The 24,735-nt window shown below is 61.0% G+C and carries 24 protein-coding genes; 15 read left to right on the top strand and 9 right to left on the bottom strand.

What is annotated here, in order from left to right:
- The first annotated feature begins 10 nt into the window (after window positions 1-10).
- The 10 genes from V7651_RS08415 to mnmA all read left to right on the top strand — a co-directional run bounded on the left by V7651_RS08415 (window position 11) and on the right by mnmA (window position 8,817).
- Window positions 11-208: a YnbE family lipoprotein gene (locus tag V7651_RS08415; RefSeq protein ID WP_335612897.1), complete on the top strand. Its 198-nt coding sequence runs from the start codon at window positions 11-13 to the stop codon at window positions 206-208.
- Between the two features lie 18 nt (window positions 209-226).
- Entirely contained in the window at window positions 227-574 is a 348-nt protein-coding gene (locus tag V7651_RS08420; RefSeq protein ID WP_035535987.1) for a YdbL family probable chaperone protein, read from the top strand.
- Between the two features lie 38 nt (window positions 575-612).
- Entirely contained in the window at window positions 613-852 is a 240-nt protein-coding gene (locus V7651_RS08425; protein WP_035535986.1) for a hypothetical protein, read from the top strand.
- A gap of 100 nt (window positions 853-952) precedes the next feature.
- Entirely contained in the window at window positions 953-1,594 is a 642-nt protein-coding gene (locus V7651_RS08430; protein ID WP_035535985.1) for a histidine phosphotransferase family protein, read from the top strand.
- 99 nt (window positions 1,595-1,693) lie between these two features.
- Window positions 1,694-2,059, top strand: a complete 366-nt coding sequence (locus V7651_RS08435) for a response regulator (RefSeq protein ID WP_034738230.1) — start codon at window positions 1,694-1,696, stop codon at window positions 2,057-2,059.
- 71 nt (window positions 2,060-2,130) lie between these two features.
- Complete coding sequence (locus tag V7651_RS08440; RefSeq protein WP_335612898.1) at window positions 2,131-2,973, top strand: CheR family methyltransferase; 843 nt, start codon at window positions 2,131-2,133, stop codon at window positions 2,971-2,973.
- Window positions 2,974-3,064: 91 nt separating this feature from the next.
- Complete coding sequence (locus tag V7651_RS08445) at window positions 3,065-4,717, top strand: SulP family inorganic anion transporter (RefSeq protein WP_335612899.1); 1,653 nt, start codon at window positions 3,065-3,067, stop codon at window positions 4,715-4,717.
- 103 nt (window positions 4,718-4,820) lie between these two features.
- Entirely contained in the window at window positions 4,821-6,764 is a 1,944-nt protein-coding gene (locus V7651_RS08450; protein ID WP_335612900.1) for a copper resistance system multicopper oxidase, read from the top strand.
- Window positions 6,761-7,546 carry a copper resistance protein B gene (locus V7651_RS08455; protein ID WP_335612901.1) on the top strand — a complete coding sequence of 262 codons (786 nt, stop codon included), beginning with the start codon at window positions 6,761-6,763 and terminating at the stop codon, window positions 7,544-7,546. Before V7651_RS08450 ends, V7651_RS08455 begins: the two co-directional genes overlap by 4 nt.
- Window positions 7,547-7,632: 86 nt before the next feature.
- Window positions 7,633-8,817: a tRNA 2-thiouridine(34) synthase MnmA gene (gene mnmA, locus V7651_RS08460; protein WP_335612902.1), complete on the top strand. Its 1,185-nt coding sequence runs from the start codon at window positions 7,633-7,635 to the stop codon at window positions 8,815-8,817.
- A 70-nt stretch (window positions 8,818-8,887) separates the two neighbouring features.
- Here the strand turns inward: mnmA and V7651_RS08465 are convergent, their stop codons facing one another.
- The 7 genes from V7651_RS08465 to V7651_RS08495 all read right to left on the bottom strand — a co-directional run bounded on the left by V7651_RS08465 (window position 8,888) and on the right by V7651_RS08495 (window position 16,370).
- The gene (locus V7651_RS08465) at window positions 8,888-9,265 is read right to left on the bottom strand and encodes a hypothetical protein (protein WP_335612903.1); all 378 of its coding nucleotides are present in this window, start codon (window positions 9,263-9,265) and stop codon (window positions 8,888-8,890) included.
- Window positions 9,266-9,433: 168 nt separating this feature from the next.
- A complete protein-coding gene (locus tag V7651_RS08470) occupies window positions 9,434-10,513 on the bottom strand; it encodes a mitochondrial fission ELM1 family protein (protein WP_035534726.1) in 1,080 nt (359 codons plus the stop codon).
- Complete coding sequence (gene greA / locus V7651_RS08475; RefSeq protein ID WP_035534724.1) at window positions 10,513-10,986, bottom strand: transcription elongation factor GreA; 474 nt, start codon at window positions 10,984-10,986, stop codon at window positions 10,513-10,515. Before greA ends, V7651_RS08470 begins: the two co-directional genes overlap by 1 nt.
- A gap of 72 nt (window positions 10,987-11,058) precedes the next feature.
- The gene (gene carB / locus V7651_RS08480; protein ID WP_335612904.1) at window positions 11,059-14,337 is read right to left on the bottom strand and encodes a carbamoyl-phosphate synthase large subunit; all 3,279 of its coding nucleotides are present in this window, start codon (window positions 14,335-14,337) and stop codon (window positions 11,059-11,061) included.
- 154 nt (window positions 14,338-14,491) lie between these two features.
- Complete coding sequence (locus V7651_RS08485; protein WP_035534718.1) at window positions 14,492-14,977, bottom strand: nuclear transport factor 2 family protein; 486 nt, start codon at window positions 14,975-14,977, stop codon at window positions 14,492-14,494.
- Window positions 14,978-15,193: 216 nt separating this feature from the next.
- Window positions 15,194-15,532, bottom strand: a complete 339-nt coding sequence (locus V7651_RS08490) for a YMGG-like glycine zipper-containing protein (RefSeq protein WP_051615706.1) — start codon at window positions 15,530-15,532, stop codon at window positions 15,194-15,196.
- Between the two features lie 103 nt (window positions 15,533-15,635).
- Window positions 15,636-16,370, bottom strand: coding sequence for an MBL fold metallo-hydrolase (locus tag V7651_RS08495; protein WP_035535119.1), 735 nt, complete (start codon window positions 16,368-16,370; stop codon window positions 15,636-15,638).
- Window positions 16,371-16,659: 289 nt separating this feature from the next.
- Here V7651_RS08495 and V7651_RS08500 point away from each other — a divergent pair, with 289 nt between their 5' ends.
- Window positions 16,660-17,250, top strand: a complete 591-nt coding sequence (locus V7651_RS08500; protein WP_051624381.1) for a TetR/AcrR family transcriptional regulator — start codon at window positions 16,660-16,662, stop codon at window positions 17,248-17,250.
- Here V7651_RS08500 and V7651_RS08505 read toward each other — a convergent pair.
- Together V7651_RS08505 and carA are read right to left on the bottom strand one after the other, a co-directional pair.
- Window positions 17,247-17,909 (bottom strand): 2OG-Fe(II) oxygenase, encoded by a 663-nt coding sequence (locus V7651_RS08505; RefSeq protein WP_335612905.1) that lies wholly within the window; start codon window positions 17,907-17,909, stop codon window positions 17,247-17,249. The two genes, V7651_RS08500 and V7651_RS08505, sit on opposite strands and share 4 nt — an antisense overlap.
- Before the next feature lie 42 nt (window positions 17,910-17,951).
- Window positions 17,952-19,133: a glutamine-hydrolyzing carbamoyl-phosphate synthase small subunit gene (gene carA, locus V7651_RS08510; RefSeq protein WP_335612906.1), complete on the bottom strand. Its 1,182-nt coding sequence runs from the start codon at window positions 19,131-19,133 to the stop codon at window positions 17,952-17,954.
- Window positions 19,134-19,237: 104 nt separating this feature from the next.
- On the opposite strand from carA, the gene V7651_RS08515 reads away from it, so the two are divergent.
- From V7651_RS08515 to rpoD, 4 genes are all read left to right on the top strand, one after another.
- Window positions 19,238-19,759, top strand: a complete 522-nt coding sequence (locus V7651_RS08515; RefSeq protein ID WP_335612907.1) for a GatB/YqeY domain-containing protein — start codon at window positions 19,238-19,240, stop codon at window positions 19,757-19,759.
- A gap of 144 nt (window positions 19,760-19,903) precedes the next feature.
- Entirely contained in the window at window positions 19,904-20,659 is a 756-nt protein-coding gene (locus tag V7651_RS08520; protein WP_335612908.1) for a PRC-barrel domain-containing protein, read from the top strand.
- 128 nt (window positions 20,660-20,787) lie between these two features.
- Entirely contained in the window at window positions 20,788-22,686 is a 1,899-nt protein-coding gene (dnaG, locus tag V7651_RS08525; protein ID WP_335612909.1) for a DNA primase, read from the top strand.
- A gap of 65 nt (window positions 22,687-22,751) precedes the next feature.
- Entirely contained in the window at window positions 22,752-24,707 is a 1,956-nt protein-coding gene (gene rpoD / locus V7651_RS08530; protein WP_335612910.1) for an RNA polymerase sigma factor RpoD, read from the top strand.
- Window positions 24,708-24,735: the final 28 nt, after the last annotated feature.

The following is a 24,735-nucleotide window of genomic DNA, read 5'->3' on the forward strand; positions in this document are numbered from 1 at the left end:
CCCCCTTCTGATGACCCCGCCAAAGACAATTCTTCTAGTTGGATGCGTAGCCCTTGCGTCGGCCTGCACGGCGACGATCCGCATCGAACCATCCGACAAGCCGATTACCATCAATCTTAACGTCAAGATCGATCAGGAAGTGCGCATCAAGCTCGACAAGGAAGTCGAAGACCTGATCTCCAATAACCCTGACCTGTTTCCTGAATAGCGACGGAAGGATATAGTCATGAACATGATCAAAAATCTCTTTATCGCATTGAGCATCGCCTCGCTGGCCATTGTCAGTGCGCCTGCGGCCCACGCGGCTGACCCCCAACTTGAGGCCGCCATTTCCGCAGGCCAGGTGGGTGAGCGTATTGACGGCTACCTGGGTGTTGTTGGCTCGGCTGACCCCGCCGTGGTCCGTAAGGTCCAGGAAATCAACAACAAGCGACGCGCTTTGTATGAGCAATTGTCCCAGCAAACGGGCACAACGGTTGCTCAAGTTGCCCGTGTGACGGGCGAAAAGCAGATCGCCAAGACGGCGGCTGGCCAGTATTACATGGACGAATCCGGCGCCTGGAAACAGAAATAGTGTAGCCATTGCCCGGCGGCGGGACAGGAGAAAACCCGATGTCCCGCAAGCTGGTCTTGGTTATCATCATAGCCTTTGCAGCCCTCGCAGCCGTGCTGTGGGGGCTGACCTTTTTCTGGCAGGGTATGGGCGTGGAAGTCACTGGCCTTGGCTGGGGCGCCTATATCGCTGGCGGTGTGTTCACGCTGGCGCTCTCGGCGGGCCTCTTTCTGTTATCTTTCCACAGTGCGAAGCATGGCTATGACGATATCGATCGACCTGACACGCCCGAGGATTGATGCAGCCTGTTGCAAGACTTTCATACCCGATTGATTGACACGAGGCGCGGCTCACTCGATTTTGCGGACATTCGCATTCAAACAACGGGCTGGACCTTCCATGATCGATCCTGCACGGCTTTCAGCCTTCATCGCGTCGCGTATCTGCCATGACCTCGTGTCTCCCGTCTCAGGCGTCACCAGCGCTCTCGAGATGCTGGATGAACCGGGCGATTCCGAAATGGACGAGCAGTTCGAGGAATTGCTCCGCAGCAGTGCCAGAAAAGCGGCGGCGACGATCCAGTTCCTGCGCTACGCCTATGGTTCACTCGGGCTGCAGGCTGGCACAGCCGACATGCACGACTTCAAGAAGATCACGGAGAACTTCCTCCACGGCCTGAAGCCCAGCATTGAGTGGGATATTGCGACCGACCACCTCAGCTATTCCCATGCGCGGCTACTGATGAACCTGATCATGATGGCCATCGACACGCTGCCACGGGGCGGTGTTATTAACGCACGCGTGCGAAACGAGGCTGCGGGCATGACCATGACGGTTTCGAGCCGCGGTGAACGGGTGAAGCTCAAGGATGAGGCTGCCAGGTCCGTTCAGGGCATCGAACCGGAAGACGGTTGGAAGCCCGACAATATCCAGCCACTGTTTGCCAAGATGATCTGCGACAGCCTGGAAGGTGAAATCACCGCCAAGCAAGGCGACGACGTGGCGATCATCATGGCCACACAGATACGGGCGGAGGGGTGAATACGGGATATCCGGGTTTATCAGCCGCCGGCAGCGATTTATTAACGCTCCTGGGGCACCTGTTAACCTGACGCGTTCGCCCGCCTTTGGAGACAGACCATGAAATCCTGCCTGATCGTTGATGACTCACGCGTCGTCCGGAAAGTCGCCGCCCGTATCATCCAGGACCTGAAATTCGATGTTCGGGAAGCGGGTGATGGCGCAGAGGCGCTGAAAGCCTGCCGCGAGAGCATGCCTGATGCCGTGCTGCTGGACTGGAACATGCCGGTCATGAACGGTCTCGATTTCCTGCGTGCCCTGCGCCGGGAAGAGGGCGGCAAGAAACCGCTCGTGGTGTTTTGCTCTATTGAGAATGACGCCGAACACATCAATGAAGCGATCCGGTCGGGCGCAGATGAGTTCATCATGAAGCCGTTCGACGCTGATATTCTTGAAAGCAAGTTTGCAGAAGTCGGCCTTATTTGAAAGATTTCTTAATAAAAGCGCCGATATTGGTAAGGATTAAGGGTTAGAGAAGCCCGGTTGCGGAGCGGGATATGCAGGACGAGGTGTTTAACGAATTGGCGGATCTGGCCCTGAAGGGTGCTGGCACGTCGATTCCTAAATCCAAGGCCTACCTTATCGAGGCCCGTCTGGCGCCGATCGCGCGCCGCGAAGGCTTCGGATCGATGGAAGATCTGGTCCATTGCATAAAATCCCGCGCCAATCCCGCCTTCATCTCTGAAATTGCCGCCGCCCTTGTGTCGAAGGACACGCGCTTCTTTCGCGAGCGCGAAACGCTGCAGCGTGTACTCGCCGAGGTGCTGCCTTCGCGCCTGAAGGCCTCGAACACTGGACGCCTGAAAATCTGGTTTGCAGGCGGCTCGACCGGTCAGGAAGCCTATTCGCTGTCCATCCTGCTGGAAGACGAACTGCCGGCGGCCCTTCGCGGCGCCAAGATCGAAATCCTCTCGACTGACATTTGCAAAGTCTCGACGGAGAAAGCCCGGATCGGCCGCTACGGCCATTATGATATACAGAAGGGTCTCTCGATACACCGCCTGACCAAGCATTTCACCCGTCTTGAGACCGGGCAGTGGGAAGCCAGCGAAGCTCTCCGGGGGCATGTCAGCTTCCGCCAGCACAACTTGCTGGAAAGTGCTGCCGGCCTCGGCAAGTTCGACGTCATCATCTGCCGTAACGTGTTGTCGGGGATGGCGCGTTCGGCGCGGGTTTCCGTTATCGACAACCTCGCCCACCAGCTCATGCCGGGCGGTCTCATTCTGCTGGGGCAGGGCGAAGGCCTGATCGGTTTGACCGAAAAGCTTGAGCCGGCAAGGGACTTCCGCGGCGCCTGGGTCGCTGCGGGAACAGCCAACGCAGCCGCTTCAGCCGCCTGAACGGCCCTCAGCCCCAGCGTTGCAATGCCACATGATGCCTGTATGAGGGGCACACCTCCTTACGGCTGAAACATACAGGCAGGCCCCAGACATGGTGAAATCGACATTCGCGGCATTCGCCGATCGCATCTCGCGTGCCGACTGGGCAGGCAATGGCCTGTCGGCCATGACACCCATGCGCGTAAAGACCGAACTGCTGGCTGGCCTGACCGTCGCCCTGGCGCTCGTGCCGGAAGCTGTGGCCTTTGCCTTCGTGGCGGGTGTCGCCCCGCTTGTCGGCCTGTACGCAGCGTTCATTGTTGGCTTGATCACGGCCCTGTTCGGCGGGCGGCCGGGGATGATCTCCGGCGCAACCGGCGCACTGGCGGTCGTCATGGTCGGGTTGGTGCACGATCCGCGCGTGGGCGACATGGGTGCGCAATACCTGTTCGCGACCGTCGTTCTGATGGGCGTGCTTCAATTGCTCGCTGGCATCTTCAAGCTCGGCAAGTTCATGCGCCTCGTGCCGCATCCGGTCATGCTTGGTTTCGTCAACGGGCTCGCCATCGTGATCTTCCTGGCCCAGCTTGGCCAGTTCAAGGTGCCGGGAACGGGCGAGGCGGCGGGTCACGGCTTTGCCGGAGGACAATGGATGGACGGCGCGCCGCTGGTTATCATGCTGGGTCTCACCGCACTGACCATGGCGATCATCTGGGGCATGCCGAAACTGACCAAAATCATTCCGGCGCCGCTTGCCGGTATCGGCATTGTCGCGGGCATCGTCATCGGCTTTGGTCTCAATGTGCCGACCGTAGGCGACCTTGCCTCCGTGCAGGGCGGCCTGCCGCCTTTTGCTGTTCCCACTGTGCCGCTGACGTTCGAAACACTTGAAATTATCTTCCCGTATGCGCTGATCCTCGCCGCCATCGGCCTGATCGAGAGCCTGCTGACGCTAAACCTTGTCGGCGAGATTACCGGCAAGCGCGGCGGCGCCTCGCAGGAATGTCTGGCGCAGGGCACGGCCAATGTCGTCACCGGCTTTTTCGGCGGGATGGGCGGCTGCGCGATGATCGGCCAGTCGATGATCAACGTGAAATCTGGTGGGCGTACGCGCCTGTCGGGTGTTTCCGCTGCGCTCTTCCTGCTCGCCTTCATCCTGGTCGGCTCCAGCCTGATCGAGCGCATCCCGCTCGCAGCCTTGGTCGGCGTGATGTTCATGGTCGTGATCGGCACCTTCGCCTGGCAGAGCCTTCGCATCATGACGCGTATCCCGCTGATGGATGCGTTCGTCATCGTGCTCGTGACCGGTGTGACCGTTGCCTATGATCTCGCGACAGCCGTCGTGGTCGGCGTCATCGTCTCGGCACTGGCCTATGCCTGGAACAATGCCCGGCGCATCCATGTCATCGAACGCGACAGTGTCCGGACGCCCGGCGCACATGTCTACGAGATCGAAGGCCCACTCTTCTTCGGCTCGACAGACAGCTTCGCTGATCTCTTCCACCCGGCAACCGACCCGGATGTCGTGATCGTCGACTTCCGACGCAGCCGCGTTGTCGACCAGTCCGCCCTGCAGGCCCTCGAGGACCTCGCGGCGCGCTACGAGGCCGAGGGCAAGACCCTGCGTCTGCGCCACCTCAGCCATGACTGTCACAAGCTGCTGAAACGGGCCGGGCAGTTGATGATCGATGCGGACGACGATCCGGACTATGCGCTGGCGGTGGACTACAATGTCCGGACCGGCGTCTTTGGCGGCGGCCGCTGATCACTGCTATGTGACCAAATACCCCTGCAGGGTATCTTTGCCGGTCACGGGTAATCACTCTATATGGGAGGGAATCCCGATTCCTGACCGCGCGAGGCTGCCCATGTTCAATCGACGCCGCTTTCTGCAATACACTGCTGCCGGAATGGCCACTGGCGCCATTGCAGCCCCCGCTTGGGCGCGCACGTCCGGTGAAGGCAATTTCGGCATTCCCATGCTGCAAGGGAACCAGTTCGACCTGACTGTCGGCAAGTTTCCTGTCCGCATCAATGGGCGCGCGACGGAAGCAACCGGCGTCAACGGCTCTGTGCCGGGACCGCTGCTGCGCTTCCGTGAGGGCGACGAGATTAAGCTCAACGTGTCCAACACGCTGGATGTGGACACATCAATCCACTGGCACGGCCTGCTCGTGCCCTTCCAGATGGACGGTGTACCGGGTGTGTCCTTTCCCGGCATCAGGCCCGGTGAGACGTTCAGCTATGAATATGCCGTTCCGCAGAACGGCACCTATTGGTACCATTCCCATTCCGGCCTGCAGGAGCAGAGCGGCCATTACGGACCGATCATCGTCGACCCCAAGGGCGCGGATCCCGTCGCCTATGACCGGGAATATGTCCTCGTGCTGAGCGACTGGACCTATGGCGCGCCGGAGCGCTTGTTTGCCAAACTGAAGAAGCACTCGGACAGCCAGAATTTCCAGCAGCGCACCGTGGGTGACTTCCTGCACGACGTATCGGCAGAAGGGCTCGGCAAAGCGCTGGACGACCGGGCCATGTGGGGCGCCATGCGCATGTCGCCGCGCGATATCGCCGACGTTGGCGCGCCGACCTATACCTACCTGATCAATGGTCGCTCGACGGCGGACAATTTCAACATGGTATTCAATCCGGGGGAGCGCGTGCGCCTGAGGATCATCAATGGCTCGGCTATGACCCTGTTCAATGTGCGCATGCCGGGCCTGCCTATGACAATCGTTCAGGCAGACGGCCAGCACGTGAAGCCGCTCGAAGTGGACGAGTTCCAGATGGGTGTGGCGGAGACTTATGATGTCATCGTGACGCCGCAGGTCGCCGAGGCCTTCGCGTTCGTCGCCGAGTCGATTGACCGGTCGGGGCAGGCGGTTGCGACACTCGGGCCGAAGCCGGGCATGCGGGCCGCTGTGCCTCAGCTGCGTGCCGTGCCAACGCTCTCGATGAAGGACATGGGCATGGACCATGCGGCCATGGGCCATGGGCCGATGGAGATGGGCGCAGAAGAACCCGCGGCGATGGATCATGTCACCATGGATCACAGCAAGATGGACCACGCTGCGATGGGCCACGTGATGCCTGACCCGCACGGCCCCGCCGTACAGATGGTGTCGATGGAAGCCGATATCGAAACGGGCCCGGGCGTTGCGAATATTGCGGCCATGCCCATGAGCCGGCTGGACGAGCCCGGCATTGGCCTTGACGATGTCGGCCACCGGACGATGACCTATAGCCAGTTGCGCAGCCTTGAGCCGAACCCCGATACGCGCGCGCCGGGACGTGAGATTGTCGTGCACCTTACAAGCAATATGGAACGCTACATGTGGTCGTTTGACGGCGTGAAGTTTTCCGAAGTGACGGAGGCCATCCGCTTTCATGAGGGCGAGCGTGTGCGGCTGACCCTGATCAATGACACGATGATGCCTCACCCGATCCACCTGCACGGCATGTTCTTCGACCTCGTCATTCCCGGCGCTGAAACGAGCGGCCGCCTGCCCCGCAAGCATACCGTGATCGTGAAGCCGGCGGACAAGGTGTCTGTGGATATCACTGCCGAACATGTCGGCGACTGGGCGTTCCACTGCCACCTGCTTTACCACATGGCAGCGGGGATGATGCAGGTCGTGACCATCCTGCCGGCAGAGGCGATGCCGATGGCGGATCATCAGGGGCATGAGATGGTGGATCATTCCACCATGGATCATTCATCCATGCCTCAGGGTGAGGTGGATCATTCGAAGATGGACCACTCCAAAATGGATCATGATGCCATGAGCGAAGAGGACATGAAGCGATGATCCGTACTCTGGCGCTTTTTATCTTTGCTGTTTCAGCGTCGGCACCTGTCTTCGCTGAAGAGACCTCGCCGCCCTGGTCCATGGCAGATCAGTATTTCGATGCCGATGAAATGGCTCACGCGCGCCATCATGTGCTCGACCATCATGGCGATACGCGCCAGTTCTATGTCATGGCTGACAGGCTGGAAGTGCAATCATCTGACGAAGGCGACACGCTCGTCTGGGAAGGAAATGCCTGGTATGGCGGCGACGTGAACAAGCTCTGGATCAAGAGTGAGGGCGACTATTCTCTGGAGAGTGACGAGCTTGAAGAGGCCGAGGTTCAGGCGCTCTGGTCGCATGCTATCTCGCCCTATTTCGATTTTCAGGGCGGCGTGCGTTACGATCTTGAGCCTAAGGGGCGCACGCATGCCGTGCTCGGCATTCAGGGTCTCGCGCCCTACTGGTTTGAAGTGGATGCCGCAGCTTTCCTGAGCAGCGAGGGCGACGTGACGGCGCGCATGGAGGCGGAGTATGAATTCCGCCTCACCCAGCGCCTGATCCTTCAGCCGCGCGTGGAAGCGGAGCTTTCGGCTCAGGAAATTCCTGAACTCGAAACCGGCTCGGGTCTGACCAGCCTCAATACGGGCCTGCGCCTGCGCTATGAAATCATTCGCGAGTTTGCGCCCTATCTCGGCGTTGAATGGCAGGGCAGCTTTGGCGGGACGGCAGACTATCTTGAGGCGGCAGGCGAGGACACTGATCGCGCAGTCTTCGTGGCGGGTGTCCGGGCCTGGTTCTGAGGTCAGCCCTCGCAATTTCCGCGATCCCGCGCTATATACGCCGTTCCTGAAGCTGCTCCGGGCCTTGAACCCGGTGGGAGTATGAGATGACAGATACCAAAACCGCTGCCTGGACGGGCGGCGTGAACTCTCTCGGATTTGCGAAAAGCCCCGCTGATACGCGGGTTGTCGCCGCCATGTCCGGCGGGGTCGACAGCTCTGTCGTGGCTGCGATGCTGAAAGCCGAGGGCTATGACGTGATCGGTATCACACTACAGCTCTACGATCATGGCGCCGCCATAGAGAAGAAGGGCGCCTGCTGCGCCGGCCAGGATATCCATGACGCGCGCAATGTGGCCGACCAGATCGGTATTCCGCACTATGTGCTGGATTATGAAAGCCGTTTTCGCGAGCAGGTGATGGAAGATTTCGCCGACACCTATCTTGCCGGGTCGACGCCGATCCCGTGCATCCGTTGTAACCAAACCGTCAAGTTCTCCGACCTGCTTCGCACCGCGAAGGAGCTTGGCGCCGATTGCCTTGCAACCGGGCACTATATTCGGCGCACGGATGGCGAAGCCGGGCCGGAGCTGCACCGCGCAGCAGACGCGAGCCGTGACCAGTCATACTTCCTGTTCGCCACGACGCGCGAGCAGCTGGACTATATCCGCTTCCCGCTCGGCGGCCTGCCGAAGACGGAAGTGCGCGAACTGGCCGACGCGTTCAACCTGCCGGTCGCGGCCAAGCCCGACAGCCAGGACATCTGTTTCGTGCCGGAAGGGTCCTACGCGAAAGTCGTGGAGAAGCTGCGGCCCGGCTCGGGACGCGGCGGCGATATCGTGCACCTTGATGGACGCGTCCTTGGGCAGCACGAAGGCGTTATTCATTACACGATCGGTCAGCGGCGCGGGCTGAACGTGGCCGTGGGCGAGCCCTTGTTCGTGGTCAAGATCGATGCGCCGAACCGGCGGGTTGTTGTCGGGCCGCGCGAGGCGCTGATGACCTCCGGCCTGCTGCTGGAAGAGCTGAACTGGCTCGGCGCCGGAAGCCTTGAATCTGCGGCCGATGCTGGCGCGCCCGTCTTGGTACGTGTGCGGTCAACGCGGCCACCCGTGCTGGGCAGGCTTGGCTGGCAGGGCGATATTCCGGTGATCTGGTTTGATGAGCCGGAAGAAGGCGTGGCGCGCGGTCAGGCGGCGGTTCTTTATGATCCGACGGGCGGGACACAAATCCTCGGCGGCGGGTTCATCCTGAAGGCCATACCGGCAGATGAGCGGGTCGTGGCGGCTTAAGTCGCTGCGCGTGCGGCGCCTGTGAGGGCGCTTGCGGGGTGGTGGCTGTTTTTCGGGAGCTGGTTCCGGGTCAGGTATGCGGCAGCGGCAGCAAGTAAGCCCGTGTCCCCTGCGCAGGCAGGGGCGGCGAATCCCGGCCAGTCGCACGCCCGCGCCCCTGCCTGCGCAGGGGACACGGGCTGATTGTTTCGTCGGCCAGGGCGAATCTCAGCCGAGGCGAGACCGGAGCCCGAAAACTGTCCGAACGATGCCCGGATAGATCGTCGGATGCACGGATCAGGACGGCGTGGCCTGTTTTGCTGAGGCCCCAGAACATTTGCGAGCCCGGGCCGCCATTGATTTGGAACCAGTCCATCAGGCGCTGGATCCGGAAATAGATCACCGGCCAGATCAGTACGAGGTACCAAGGCAAGCCCTGCATGGGGCGGAAGAGGCTGTAGGGCGGCATCGGGCGTATTATACGCCGGAGTGGTTTGGGGTTGGATAAGGGCCCCCTCCGTCTGGCCGCTTTGCGGCCAGCCACCTCCCCCGCTGCGCAGGGGAGGATAAGGGAGGCGGCTTCATCCTCCCCTGCGCAGCGGGGGAGGTGCCCCGAAGGGGCGGAGGGGGGGAAGCCTCAGCTCATCCAGTCGGGTGGGGCGACGTGGGTGCCGCTGGCGGGCATGTCGGGCTGGGGATAGCGTTCGAGCAGCCGGGCGACGATGGCGTCGGCGACGCGGTCGGCTTCGCGCAGGGGTTTGTAGCTCCAGGTTTCGAGCGTGCCGCCGAACCAGCGGGCGGCGCCATGCTGGATCAGGCTGTCATGCAGGCGGTCGAACTTGTCGTGGCGCCCCTCAAGGCGCGCGATATGGATCGGCAAGCCGTGCCAGGCGGCGTCCGACAGCATGTTGGAACTGTCCTCGGTGACGATGGCGACATCAGAAAAAGCGAGCCAGGCGATATAAGGGTTCTGGCCGTCTTCGGGGCCGGACCAGAAGCGGGCGCCAGTCTGGTCTGCCACGTTGCGGAAACGGGTGACCATCTGCAGAGGCGTACGGCGCGACGTGGTGATGCGCAGGCGCCAGCCGAGGCCCGCGAGCTGGCGCAGCTGGCCTTCGAGGCGCTCGGCGGCGGCCTCGGTGAACGTGTGCGTCTTTGAATCGCCGCCAATGATGACAATGGCGCTCTTGGCGCGCTCGTCGGCGAGATCGGCGAAGGCCTGTCCGGCATCCTCGATCGTATCGGGCGCGAAATAGGACGGCGAACCGATCGTCTCGATCACATTGGGGCCGGTGACCTCGTCATGGCTGGGGGCGACCAGCATGTCGAAATTGGATGGGTCGATATTGGGGTCGAGGATCTGGACGGTAAGCGTCTTCCCGCCAGACAGTTCGCGCACGGCCCGCGTGAAGGGGGCGGAGCGGCGGCCGGCGGCAATCCAGACTGTCGGCCATGGGCCTTCCAGCACGCCGCGCTGGGCCGCAGGGAGGGAATGCGGAAGCAAGGGCCATTTGTCGGCGGGCAGCCATGTCCAAGGCGCGCGCGGGCTCAGCGTGACCGGGTCGGCCCGGTGCGCGGCGCCGTCGATGTGGGCGATCTTCATCCAGCGGCGTGTTTCGCCGAGCGCCTGCAGGATTGCGCGCACCTGCGAGGCGTTGCCTGCGCGGCCATCGGACACCGCCCAGACTGAAGGTCCGAGCAGGCCCGCCCCGCCCATTATTTGTACTCGACCTTGGCTATCTCGTAGGCCCGGGCGCCAGAGGGCGCGGAAACCTCGGCTTCGTCACCCTCCTCTTTGCCGATCAGGGCACGGGCGATAGGCGAGGTGACGGAGATCTTGCCGAGTTTCACGGAGGCCTCGTCTTCGCCGACGATCTTGTAGGTCTGCTCGTCTTCGGTATCGACGTCGACAATGGTGACGGTCGCGCCGAAGCGGATCTTGGTGCCGGAGAATTTGGAGACATCGATGACGTCAGCCCGGGCGAGCTTGTCGTCGATCTCGCTGATACGGCCTTCGATGAAGCTCTGCTTCTCCTTGGCGGCATGATATTCGGCGTTCTCGGAGAGGTCGCCATGCGCGCGCGCTTCGGCGATCGCCGCGATGATGCTCGGGCGTTCGACGGATTTCAGAGCCTTCAGTTCTGTCTGAAGCGCAGCATGGCCTTCAGCGGTCATGGGAATGCGTTCCATGTCAGGTCCTTTATTTTGTATATTGGCGCGAAATGCTTGTCGCAAAATGAGAGGCCGTCAAGTGGGCCTCGGTCAGACCGATTGCAAGGCGCGCACCGAGATTTCCCGTGTTTTCAGGCTCGTGATAGCCTGAACGGAGGCAATCGAGGCTGAAAGTGTTGTGAAATATGGGATCTTGCGGTTAACGGCGGTCCGGCGGATCGACGCGCTATCGGACAGCGAGGCGGCACCTTCAGTTGTATTAAACATCAGTTGCACGTCGCCATTGATCATGGCGTCGACGATATGGGGTTGGCCTTCAAGCACCTTGTTGACGCGTTGAACGGGCAGGCCCTGCTCCTCAAAGAAGGTGGCTGTGCCGCTGGTGGCGATCAGGGTGAAGCCCATGTCGACCAGTTTGCGCGCCGCTTCGGCAATGGCTTTCTTGTCGGAATCGCGCACCGAGATGAAGACCTTGCCGCTTTCGGGCAGGCGGACGCCGACGCCGAGCTGGGACTTCAGGAAAGCCATGCCGAAATCATCGTCCCAGCCCATGACTTCACCGGTTGAGCGCATTTCCGGGCCAAGCTGCGGGTCGACACCCGGGAAGCGGGCGAACGGGAAGACGGCTTCCTTGACGGCGACGCGGCGTGGATTGGCATTGGTCAGGTCGAAGCTGGTGAGCGATTCGCCGGCCATGACCTTGGCGGCAATGCCCGCAATCGGTGCGCCGACTGCCTTGGCCACGAAGGGCACGGTACGGCTGGCGCGCGGGTTGGCTTCGAGGACGTAGATCTCGTCGCCTTTGACCGCGAATTGGATGTTGATGAGACCGCACACCTTGAGCGCAAGGGCGAGGGCCTTCGTCTGTTCCGCGAGGCGGGCCTGCAATTCGGCAGACAGCGTGTAAGGCGGCAGGGCGCAGGCGCTGTCGCCGGAATGGACGCCGGCTTCCTCGATATGCTCCATGATGCCCGCGACGTGGACGTTCGTGCCGTCGCAGATGGCGTCTACGTCGACTTCGATGGCATCTGACAAGTAGCGGTCGATGAAGAGCGAGGCGTCGCCGGAGACCATAAGGGCCTCGGCGGCGAACTTGCGCAGGTCTTCGTCATCGCGGGCGATTTCCATGGCGCGGCCGCCGAGCACGAATGACGGGCGAAGCATGACCGGATAGCCGATCTCGTGGGCCTTCACTTCAGCTTCTTCCACGCTGCGGGCGACGCGCGAGGGGGCCTGCTGGATATTCAGCTTGTCGAGCAGGGCGGCGAAGCGTTCGCGGTCCTCGGCGAGGTCGATGGAGTCGGGGCTGGTGCCGAGGATTGGCACATTCTCGGCGTGCAGCGTGCTGGCGAGCTTCAGCGGGGTCTGGCCGCCGAACTGGACGATCATGCCTTTCAGCGTGCCGGCGCTCTGTTCCTTGTAAATGATCTCCAGCACATGCTCGTCGGTCAGTGGCTCGAAATAGAGACGGTCTGACGTGTCATAGTCGGTAGAGACGGTTTCCGGGTTGCAGTTGACCATAATTGACTCGATGCCGAGGTCTTCCATCGCGTAGGCCGCGTGGCAGCAGCAATAGTCGAACTCGATGCCCTGGCCGATCCGGTTGGGGCCGCCACCGAGGATGATGGCCTTGTCGCGGGTCGAGGGCAGGGCCTCGCAGTCCGGCGCTTCGGTGCCAAACGAGGCGTGCTCGTAGGTGGAGTAGAGGTAAGGCGTCTTGGCGGCGAACTCAGCGGCGCAGGTGTCGATGCGCTTGTAGACTGGGCGCACGTTCAGCGTGTGGCGATAGCCGCGGATCCAGGCTTCTGTCTTGTCGACCAGCTGGCCGAGGCGCTTGTCGGAGAAGCCCATGGATTTCAGCTCGGTCAATGCGCGCGCATCATCAGGCAGGCCTTTGGCGCGGACCTTGGCCTCGACTTCGGTAATCTCCTGGATCTGACGGAGGAACCATGGGTCGATGGAGGTGACGCCGTGCACTTCCTCGACGCTCATGCCTTCGCGGAAGGCCTGTGCAACGACGCGGAGGCGGTCTGGCGTTGGCAGCGCGAGGGCCTGGCGCAGGGCAGCGTCTGTTTCAAACGGCAGGTCATCAAGGCCGCAAAGGCCCGTCTCGAGCGAGCAGAGCGCTTTCTGGAGGCTTTCCTGGAAGCTGCGGCCGATAGCCATGGCTTCACCGACTGATTTCATCGCCGTGGTGAGGACCGGATCGGCGCCCTTGTACTTCTCGAAGGCGAAGCGCGGTATCTTGGTGACGACGTAATCGATCGTTGGTTCGAAGCTGGCGGGCGTGACGCCGGTAATATCATTGTCGAGATCGTCGAGCGTGTAGCCGACTGCGAGCTTCGCGGCGATCTTGGCAATCGGGAAGCCGGTGGCCTTGGAGGCCAGCGCCGAGGAGCGCGAGACCCGCGGGTTCATCTCGATGACGATCAGACGGCCGTCTTTCGGATTGACGGCGAACTGCACGTTCGAGCCGCCCGTTTCGACGCCGATCTCGCGGAGGACCGCAATCGAGGCGTTGCGCATGATCTGGTATTCTTTGTCGGTCAGCGTCAGGGCTGGTGCGACCGTAATAGAGTCACCTGTGTGCACGCCCATCGGGTCGATATTTTCGATGGAGCAGATGATGATGCAATTGTCCGCCGTGTCGCGGACGACTTCCATCTCGTATTCTTTCCACCCGAGCAGACTTTCATCGATCAGGATCTGGGCGTTTGGCGAAGCGGCGATGCCAGAGCGGCAAATCTCTTCGTATTCCTCTACATTGTAGGCAATGCCGCCGCCTGTGCCGCCCAGAGTGTAGGCGGGGCGGATGATCGCCGGAAGGCCCACGGTTTCGAGCGCGTCCATCGCGGCCTTGAGGCCCGAGATGCGGTCATAACCCTTGATCTTGCCATTCTCGCCGCGGATTTCCGGTGAGGCGATGATGGCGGCGCGCGGGTTTTCGAGGCCGATCCGGTCCATGGCTTCACGGAACAGCTTGCGGTCTTCGGCCATCTCGATGGCTTCCGCCTTGGCGCCGATCAGCTCGACGCCATGCTTTTCGAGGACGCCGGCATAGTGGAGGTCGAGTGCGCAGTTCAGCGCCGTCTGGCCGCCCATCGTGGGGAGCAGGGCGTCAGGCTTTTCGACTTCGATGATCTTCTCGACAATTTCTGGCGTGATCGGCTCGATATAAGTCGCGTCGGCGAGGTCCGGATCGGTCATGATCGTCGCCGGATTGGAGTTCACCAGGATGACCCGGTAGCCCTCGGACTTCAGCGCCTTGACCGCCTGAACGCCGGAATAATCGAATTCGCAGGCCTGGCCGATAATGATCGGGCCGGCACCGATGACGAGGATCGATTTGATATCAGTGCGCTTCGGCATGGTAATTCTCTCTCCCGGTCAAACGGCTGCCTCATAGCGGGGAGTCGGTGCCAAGGGCAAGGGTAAACAGGTCCGTGGCTGCTATCTCATCTGGCTTTGGGATAGCAGGGGGTAAGAGAGGGTCGTGTTGTCGCAGCAGGGTGACGGCGGCCGATCAAGCCATGCGGCCTTCGGAGTCGATTGACGTGTGCTCCTGCACGAGGCGCCACTCACCATTCTGGATCTCCCACACGGCAGAAACAGCCTGGCGCTGGATCATTGACGTGCCCTCGTGTGTCTCGCCTTCAAAAAGCGTAAAATAGGCCGCTGATGCGAGGCTCTGCGACGCTCGGATGTCGACATCCGACGCGATACCCAGTTGCCAGGAACGAAACGTCTCGCGCAGTACCGGCATCCAAACGGCTTGGTAAGTATCAAATGAGTCGCTCAAGGCGATATCCGAACCGAAATCACTCATCATGTTCAGATTGCCCTCACCCATGAGCGGGCGCAGGACTTCCATATCTGTCGTGCAGGCATCGCTCGACCAAGCGTAGACCCATGCGTCTACGCAGTCACGCACGACAGCCTCTGGAGCACGTCGGCTCACCATGGCCAGGAAAGCGGGTGTGTCATCACGGACAGGATAGGCGGGCGTCATGGAGTGTTCCAGGTCTACGTCCGGCTGATGTGCGGACCTGGAAGAAACGGCGTCACTTGGGGAGGCGTTCCGGTATCGGACAAGGTCATTCAAGGGCGGAATCTGGGCGGATTGTGGCAGACGTGATGGGCCATTTCGCGCATAAAAAAAAGCCCCGCACTCCTGATGGAATACGGGGCTCATCGCGGCGAAGTCTAATCGCCGATCAGTATGGTACTACCAACGACGCGAGTCGTAAGGGTAACGGTCATATGCGTTGGCATAGCCGTCGCCATCAGCGTCACGTTCGTCTTCCTGGTCTTTCACGCCGGGCATGTCGCAGTCTTCAGACTCCGAACAGCCTTTGGCTGCACCGGCTGCACCACCGAGCACACCACCAATAACGGCGCCACGCTGGGCATCGCCATCACCAACATTGTTACCAATCACGGCACCTGCAACGGCGCCTGCTGCTGCGCCATAAGCGGCGTTCTTCTCAGTCGTACCGCTGGATGTACAAGCGGCGAGGACAATGGCGCTCGCGCCTGCTGCGAAGAGCTTCATATAGGTTGTCATTGTGTGCTCCTTATCTTGATCACGGGGTGCAAACGTCCTGTGACAAGGAGCGGTTCCATGCTTTCCTGTTACAAGCTGGTTAGGAGAACGGGCACAATCGCCATCAGGTCCAGCGTTTGGACAGTTTCTGGCTCATAATGTCAGCTTCTTCGCGCGCGGCGCCCTGATACCCTGTGACGCTATCGGCGACGAAGGGATTGGACTGGCGCTCATGCCCGAACGTCGAAATGGGGCCGTGGCCGGGCACGAAACGCATGTCATTGCCGAGCGGCCACAGCTTGCCGGTGATGGAGTCGATCAGCTGCTGGTGATTGCCGCGTGGAAAGTCCGTCCGGCCAACAGAGCCCTGGAAGAGAACATCGCCGACAAAGGCGAGGGCGCCTTCCTTGTTGTAGATCACGACATGACCGGGCGTGTGCCCAGGACAGTGGGCGACACCAAATTTTGTGCCGCCAAGCTCCAGTTCGTCACCATCGTGCAGGTAGCGCGTGGGAGTGACGTTCTTGCCGTCCGTGATACCATATTTGGCGCCCTGCGCTTCGACTTCGTCAAGGAGCCACTGGTCATCCTCGTGAGGGCCGATGATGGGGCATCCCGTGCGCTCTGAAACGGCCGTGGCCGCGCCGGCATGGTCCAGATGCCCATGCGTGAGCCACACAGCGACGATCTTGACGCCGAATTGCTCAGCCGCCGCCATCAGCCGGTCAACTTCGCCGCCCGGATCGATGAAGACGCCTTCCATGGTCGCGGTCGACCAGATCATGGACGTGTTCTGCTGGAGGGGCGTAACCGGAATGATCCGGATTTCGAGCTTGGGCTGGGGCGCTTGATCAGTCATGAGCCAAAGATAGCGACGCGAAGCCGTTTCGTGAAGCATTTCCCGGATTTTCGTGGGGTAAAGGTGCGCGCTGCCCGATCAGGAACGGTAATTCTGAGGCCTGAACAAAAATGACCGCCCGGTCGCCCAAAAGGGTCCAGAGCGGCCATTCTGTCCACCATTCGCAGGCAATACGGATCCCCACCCAGCCTGCGTAATTGCGATTGGTCAAATTTCACGGAGGAAACCCATCCAATTGTAAGTTTTACATACCACTGGTATGATAAGGCAACAATAGGCCAAATGACCAATGGTCAAGCGTACGCCAGAGCAAGCTGAGGAGACCCGCCGCACTATCCTTGCAGCGGCCCGGCATCTGTTTGAAACAAAGGGGTATACGGACACGTCAATCGCGGCGATCGTTCACGATGCCGGCACGACCAAGGGTGCCTTGTTCTACCATTTTGCAAACAAGGAAGCCCTGTTCAGGGAAGTCTGGACCGAGGTGCAGCTTGAAATGGACGCCGAAACGCGCGCCGCTGCGGCTGCAGCCATCTCGTCGACCGATCCCTATGCAGCCTTCCTTGCTGGCACGCGGGTTTATTTCAAATGGGCGTCCACTCAGGCCTACCAGCGTATCGTGCTGACAGACGGGCGCGCCGTGATGGGCCTCGATCGGTGGCAGGAGAATGATGATCGGCTAGGGCGCAACAACGTCGCCAATGGCCTGCGCTATCTGGCCAAGCAGGGCCATATCAGCGATGAGCGGGTCGTTCCGATGTCGGTGATGCTGCTCAACGCGCTGAATGGGGCGGGATTTTCGCTGTCGCGCAAGGATCCGGGCGTAACAGCGGACAATCTGTTCGAGGCTTTCGAGGAATTGCTGCGCGGACTGCGCTAGGTCAGCGGGTCAACGCGATCGATGCCCGACTGGTTGACCCGCCACCAGCCAGCAATTCCATAACGACGCGCCTGGGTGACTTCCACAGCATGGGGAACCGTTTCCGATAGCATGAACACAGCGCCGGCCCCTTCGGGCAGCAGCCGGGCAACTGGGGCATCTGCTTCGTCTGCGCCCTCCGGCCAGATGACAAGGGCACCGCCAAGATCATCGCTCCAGGCTTCGTTGAGATAGACGACCAGCGAGATGACGCGGTTGCGCGCCCCTGCGAAACTGTCGACGTGGCGATCATAGAAGCCCTCGACCGGATAGACGGCAAAGCAGGCCTCGAAATCGAACAGGCCCAGCATCAGGGCGCGGTTCAGACTTTCACGAATGGGCTCCGCCCAGGCCAGGAAAGCCTTCTGGGCGGGGCTTAATCCATCCATCCACGAGATGCGGGTGCGGCGCACATCGCGGGCGAGCTGGAACATGTCCTCGCGCCCAATGCCAGCCGGGTCGAGGTCCTGCTCTATGTCGCGCTCGAGGATTTCGGCGCGAAGCGCTGACACGAGCGCGTCCGGCAGCATGCCCGGCTGCCAGCTCCAGCCCTTAAGCGACAAGTCCCCGGCAATGACGCCGAGCCTGTTGTCACTTGGAGGCGCGACAGCGATGTCCATGCGGATCAGGTGTGCAGGACGATCCGGCCTGCGCCGGAAGTCTTAGCCACGATGGTCGGCCATCAAGCCGGCAAAGCGGTCGAACAGGTAGAAGCTGTCCTGTGGTCCGGGCGATGCTTCGGGGTGGTGCTGAACCGAGATGATCGGCTTGCCTGCGACGCTGAGGCCGGAATTGGTGCCGTCAAAAAGTGACGTGTGGCTCTCCTCGACGCCTTCCGGCAGCGTCGACGGATCAACTGTGAAGCCGTGGTTCATCGACACGATCTCTACCTTGCCAGTCGTGTGGTCGCGAACCGGGTGGTTGGCACCATGGTGGCCTTGGGCCATTTTCATCGTCTTGGCGCCGAGCGCGAGCGCCAGCAGCTGGTGGCCGAGGCAGATGCCGAGGATGGGCGTGCCGCTGGCAATCACGTCGCGGATCATGTCGCCGGAGCGCAGGATGGTCGCTGCCGGGTCGCCGGGGCCGTTGGAGAAGACAACGCCATCAGGCTTCAGCGCCGCGATCTCGGCCGCCGTCGCATCACCGTTCACGACCGTGCTGCGCGCGCCGACGCTGGCGAGATTGCGCAGGATGTTTTTCTTCACGCCGAAATCGACAACGACGACGTGGAATTTCGCGTCCTCGAGCGCGCCATAGCCACTTCCGGCGGCCCATATCTGCTGGTTGTTTTCGTAGTTCGCGTCGCTGACAACGTCTGCTGCGAGGTCAGCGTCGTCCAGGCCTTTCCAGGCGCGGGCCTGTTCGATAAGGGCATCGGTATCGATACCGCCTTCCGGCTGGTGGCAGATGGCCACCTTCTGCATGCCCTTTTCGCGGATCATCCGGGTCATTGCGCGTGTATCCACACCCGAGAGGCCGATAATGCCGCGTGATTTCATCCAGGTGTCAAAGTGGCTGGTGGAGCGGAAATTGGACGGCGCGGTGATAGGCTCGCGGAAAATGGCGCCGCGAGCGGCTTTCATGCCCTCAAGGGACGATTCTTCCTGATCGTCGGCATTGGCGCCGACATTTCCGATATGCGGGAAGGTGAAGAGAACGACCTGCGAGGCATAGGAAGGGTCCGTCAGGATCTCTTCATAGCCGGTGATGCTGGTATTGAAGCAAATCTCACCGACATTTGTTCCTGCAGCGCCTGCGCCGAATCCTAGGAAAATGGTGCCATCTGCCAGGGCGACGGCTCCCGTCGCTGGTGAGTCAGCTTGAACTTTGGTGTCTTTAGTCATATCTCATTTCGCTTCCGGGCCGTTTCCCGGTCGTTAACCCAACCGACCGAAGATTTTGTCCGGTTAATGGGGCTGAGTCTGCGCATCGTCAAGCAAAGTGGCGCATGCGGCATGTGAAAGGCAATAACGGCATGGGCCGAGAGGATACAACTGAAACGATGTCGCTCAAGGCGCGCATCGTCCAGGCATTGAAATCCGAGACCGAAAAAGGCGCAAGCGACGTCCGTATGGCGACGCTGCGACTGATCGAGTGCGCCGTGCGCGACAGGGATGTCTGTGCGCGTGGTCGCGGTGTCGGCGAAGGCTGCCCGGACGCGGATGTGCGCTCGGTGCTCGAAACCATGGTCGCCCAACGCGAGGTGTCCGCACGCGAGCATGAGGAAGCCGGTCGCCTTGAGGATGCCATTCGCGAGCGCGAAGAAATCGAAGTCATCCAGAAATTCCTGCCGGTGCCGCTGAGCGGCACCAAGCTTGAAGCGGCGGTGAAAGATATTGTCGAAGACCTCGGCGCGTCCAAGCTCAAGGATGTCGGGCGCTGCATGTCGGCACTGAAGAAGAAATTTCCCGGCATGATTGATACGGGCAGTGCCGGTAAAGCGGTCCGCGAAGCGCTCTCCCGCTCCTGAGGCAACTCGATATTGAAATCTGTTGAAGCGACTGCGCCCTGCGCGGTTCCTCCACGATTCCTTTCCGAAAATGCAGACTTTAAGGGGAACCGGGCGGCGGCATATCGCGTTGAGCGGATGTTATTGCAAGGAAAGGACCTTACTATGAAACATTATATTGCCCCTATCGGTGCCGTCGCCGCTATCGCCCTTCTGGCTGCCTGCTCCGGCGCTGACACGACCGTTGACACTGCTGGTGTGAACGACACGACAGCTCATACTGAATCCACTGACATGGCTGACGCCACGGTCGACAACACGACCATGGATGAGGTCGAAGTTGCCCGTGCCTCGTACGTGATGGCCGCTGGCGAATATGAAGCCTCTGAGCTGATTGGTGATGACATCATCGGCGCAGATGGCGAAAAAATCGCTACGGTAGCCGACGTCCTCATCGGCAAGGATGGTGCGCCAGGCCAGATCGTCTTCCGGGACGGTGGTGTACTTGGTGTTGCTGGGGACCTCGGCACGCTCCCGTTCAGCTCTGTCAGCGTGAAGCTTGATGCCGAAGGCGAGCCAGAAGTTTCCGCCGCTCTCGTCGACGAGTCGCTGGAAGGCGTTGCTGAATTCGAGCAGGATGGCCTGAATGATTATAGCCTAGCTTCCGAGCTGATCGGCACCAATGCCGAACTGGCCGTGGCCGACAACTACACACGTATCACCGACCTGATCATGGATGCTGAAGGCCATGTGAAACATGCCGTCGTTACGGATGGCGTGTCGGGTGTTGCCTCTGACGAACGCCTCGTCATCGACTTTAACGCCATCACGGTTGTTCAAGGCGACAGCGAAGGTGAAGTCATGATCAACAAGACACCTGAGCAACTGAAAACTGCTCCCGTCCTCCGCGACATGGACTAGACCTCGCGCCGGATCGTCCGGTACGAAAAGAAATGGCCCTGCCGCAAGGCGGGGCCATTTTCATATTGGCAGCTCATCGGGCTATTTCCGCGTTTCCCGGAATGCCGCAACGCGCTACACTCAATCCAATGTCCCAGACCGTGCGCATCCCCGATGGCTTCGTCGAAGAACTGAAGGCCCGCATCCGGCCTTCGGACGTGATCGGCCGCAAGGTGAAGCTGGTGAAGAAGGGCAAGGAATGGGTCGGCCTGTCTCCCTTCACCAATGAGAAAAGCCCGAGCTTCTACGTCAACGACCAGAAGCGCATATTCAAATGCTTCTCCTCCGGCATGGGCGGCGACGTCATCAGTTTCATCATGGAGACCGAGCGCCTCTCCTTCATGGAAGCTGTCGAGAAACTTGCCGAAGAAGCGGGGATGAGCCTGCCTAAGGCGAGCCCTGAGGCGGCTGAGGAGTACGATCACCGCAAACGGCTACAGGCCGTATGCGAGGCCGCTGCCGACTATTTTGAAGACCGGCTGCAATCGACTGAAGGCGCGGCGGCGCGTGCCTATCTGGAAGGGCGCGGCCTCCTGCCGGCAGCTTGGCGGCGCCACAGGCTCGGCTATTCACCTGATGACTGGCGCAAGACCATCGAACACCTGAAGTCCGAAGGCTTCACGATGCCGGAGATCCTGGAAGCTGGCCTCGCCAAGGAAAGCGACAAGGGCGGCGAGCCTTATGATGCCTTCCGCGGGCGCTTGATGTTCCCGATCCCGGACTCTCGTGGCGGCATCATCGCATTCGGGGGCAGGGGCCTGACGCCCGATGCCAAGCCGAAATACCTGAACTCCGGCGATACACCTCTCTTCCACAAGTCGCGCGTGCTCTATCGCTACAAGGCGGCGCGTGAAGCGCTTGGCTCGGGCGAGGGCGGCGGTTTGATCGTCTGCGAAGGCTATATGGATGCGATCGCGCTGGCCGAGGCCGGCTTCGGGCACGCAGTCGCACCGCTTGGCACCGCGCTGACCGAGGACCAGATCTCGCTTCTCTGGCGCGCAGGACCCGAACCGGTGCTCTGTTTTGACGGCGACAAGGCGGGGGTCGGAGCTGCCTTCCGGGCGCTCGACCGTGCGTTGCCTCATGTCGAACCGGGTCGGTCGCTCTATTTCGTCCTGCTGCCCGATGGCATGGACCCCGACGACCTGATTCGCGAGCGCGGCCCTGCGGCCATGACGGAGGCCTTGGACAATCGTCTTGCCCTTTCAGAACTGCTCTGGCGCCGTGAGCGCGATGCCGAGCCGCTCGATACGCCCGAGCGCCAGGCCGGGCTGGAGGCACGCCTCGCTGCAGCGTCGGCCCTGATTCAGCATCCCGGCGTGCGGGCCGCCTATGAGCGCGATCTCAAGGCCCGTATGCGCGATCATTTCTGGCAGGTGCGTCAGGCCAGCCGCAGCAATAATAGCCGCAGCACCAACGCTGGTAATAACAGTTACAACAACAGGAAGCGCCCCGGAACGGGACAGAATCCCGCCTCAGGCGAGTCGGGTCAGGCGGCATTGAAGAGTGGCGCGCCAGCCAAGCTGCGCGGCCTTGGGGCCGTTGTGCGGGCGATTGACAGTCCCTTCCTTCTGGCGCTCGGCACGGAAACGCTGGCGGCCTCGATCTTCCCTGATCCGGATGTCAGTCAGATACGCGACTGCGTGTTGGACTTTGTGAACGCAGGGAAAGCTATTGACCGCAGCGTCATGAGCGCCCATTTACTCGAAACTGGGAACATGCGCGCTTCCAGATTGCTCAAAGATTATCCTGACACGCCTCAGATAGCGGCCGATGGGCCCGAGGCACGGGAATGGCTTATAGCCCTCGAGCAATACATGGCGGTGAGAGGTTCCGACGGGCAGGATCCCGGCTCTGGCACAGAAGCTGCGAGCGGGGAGTCAACGGCGTCGCCATCTGCGTGGCGCCGAAGGCATCAGCTTGTCGCAGAACGTAGGGCCCTCAAGGCCCGCATGAACGAGGCAGCAGGAAAAGTCGGCGAAAGCTGAAGGCGCAGGGCAATTTTGGGCAATCCGGCAGGGCAGATGCCGGAGCACCCACAGGAGAGAATTGAATGGCAACAGCCACCAAAAAGAAGAACACCGCGGGTGATGGTGAAGGTGAAGACGAAAAGGACGGCGAAACCGCCCTCGTCGATTTCAACGCAACCGACGTCAAGAAAGTTCTGAAGCGCGCCCAGAAGCGCGGCTTCATTACGCATGACGAAGTCAACGCCCTGTTGCCAGCCGAGGACATGACCTCGGATCAGATCGAGGATGTGATGTCCCAGATCTCGGAAATGGGCATTGCGGTGGTCGAGAGCGAGGAAGAGGCCGAAGCCGAAGGCAAGGCGCTCACCAAGATCGAAGACAAGAAAGTTGTCACCAAGAAGGGCAATGCGCGCGGCTCTGACCGCACGGACGACCCCGTGCGCATGTACCTGCGTGAAATGGGCGCCGTTGAACTGCTCTCGCGCGAAGGCGAAATCGCCATTGCGAAGCGCATCGAGGCCGGCCGGGACGCGATGATCCGCGGCCTGTGCGAAAGCCCGCTGACCTTCGAAGCCATGATGGTGTGGCGCGACGAGCTTATCAACGAGCGCATCCTTCTGCGCGACCTGATCGACCTTGAAGCGACTTATGGCGCGGAAAACCCGCCGCCTGAGCCCAAGCCCAAGGAAGAAGAAGACGAAGCCGACGAGGCGAAAGCCGAAGGTGAAGAAGGCGCAAGCGACGACGATGAGGATGACGAGGACGATGCTGCGGCAATGTCCATGTCGGCCATGGAAGCGGAACTGCGCGAAGGCGTGCTCGCCAAGCTGGACGAGATTGCTGACGGTTTCGGCCGTTACCGCAAGCTGCAGGACAAGCTGGTTGGCCGTCGTCTCGAAGGCAAGGACCTCACACCCAAGGCCCAGGCTGAATATGACGAGCTGTCGAACAATATCGTCGACAGCCTGAAAACGATCCACATCAACAATGCCCGTATCGAGGCACTGGTCGAGCAGCTCTACGCCATCAACAAGAAGCTGATGGGCCTGGAAGGCAAGCTGATGCGCATGGCTGACGCGCATGGCGTGCCACGCAAGGAATTCCTCGAGAACTATTTCGGCCACGAGCTGGAGCCGGAATGGGGCGAACGCGTCAAGGCGCTGTCGGCGAAGTGGAAACGCTTCATCGAAGGCAAGGACGACGAGATCGAAGCCGTTCGTGGCGAGATTTCGGAAATCGCGCAGGAAATCGGCATTCCGATCGATGATTATCGCGTGCTGGTCCAGACCGTCCAGAAGGGTGAGCGCGAAGCGCGCATCGCCAAGAAGGAAATGGTCGAAGCCAACCTGCGTCTCGTGATTTCGATTGCCAAGAAATACACCAACCGTGGCCTGCAATTCCTGGATCTCATCCAGGAAGGCAACATTGGCCTGATGAAAGCCGTCGACAAGTTCGAATACCGTCGCGGTTACAAGTTCTCGACCTATGCCACATGGTGGATCCGTCAGGCTATTACGCGCTCCATCGCGGACCAGGCCCGTACGATCCGTATCCCGGTGCACATGATCGAGACGATCAACAAGATCATCCGAACGCAGCGCCAGATGCTGCACGAGATTGGTCGCGAGCCGACACCGGAAGAGCTGGCTGAAAAGCTGGGCCTGCCGCTGGAGAAGATCCGCAAGGTTCTGAAGATCGCGAAAGAGCCGATTTCGCTGGAAACACCGATTGGCGACGACGAGGATTCAAACCTCGGCGACTTCATCGAGGACAAGATGGCGCTTCTGCCCGTCGACGCCGCGATCCAGTCGAACCTGCGCGAGACGACGACCCGCGTGCTCGCCTCGCTCACCCCACGTGAAGAACGCGTGCTGCGCATGCGCTTCGGCATCGGCATGAACACCGATCACACGCTGGAAGAAGTCGGCCAGCAATTCTCGGTGACCCGCGAACGTATCCGCCAGATCGAAGCCAAGGCGCTGAGGAAACTCAAGCACCCAAGCCGCAGCCGCAAACTGCGCAGCTTTCTCGACACCTGAGGACGGAAACGAAAGGGCGGCCCCACGG

The organism is Hyphomonas oceanitis (genome assembly GCF_036964545.1).
In the GTDB taxonomy this organism is placed as follows: domain Bacteria; phylum Pseudomonadota; class Alphaproteobacteria; order Caulobacterales; family Hyphomonadaceae; genus Hyphomonas; species Hyphomonas oceanitis.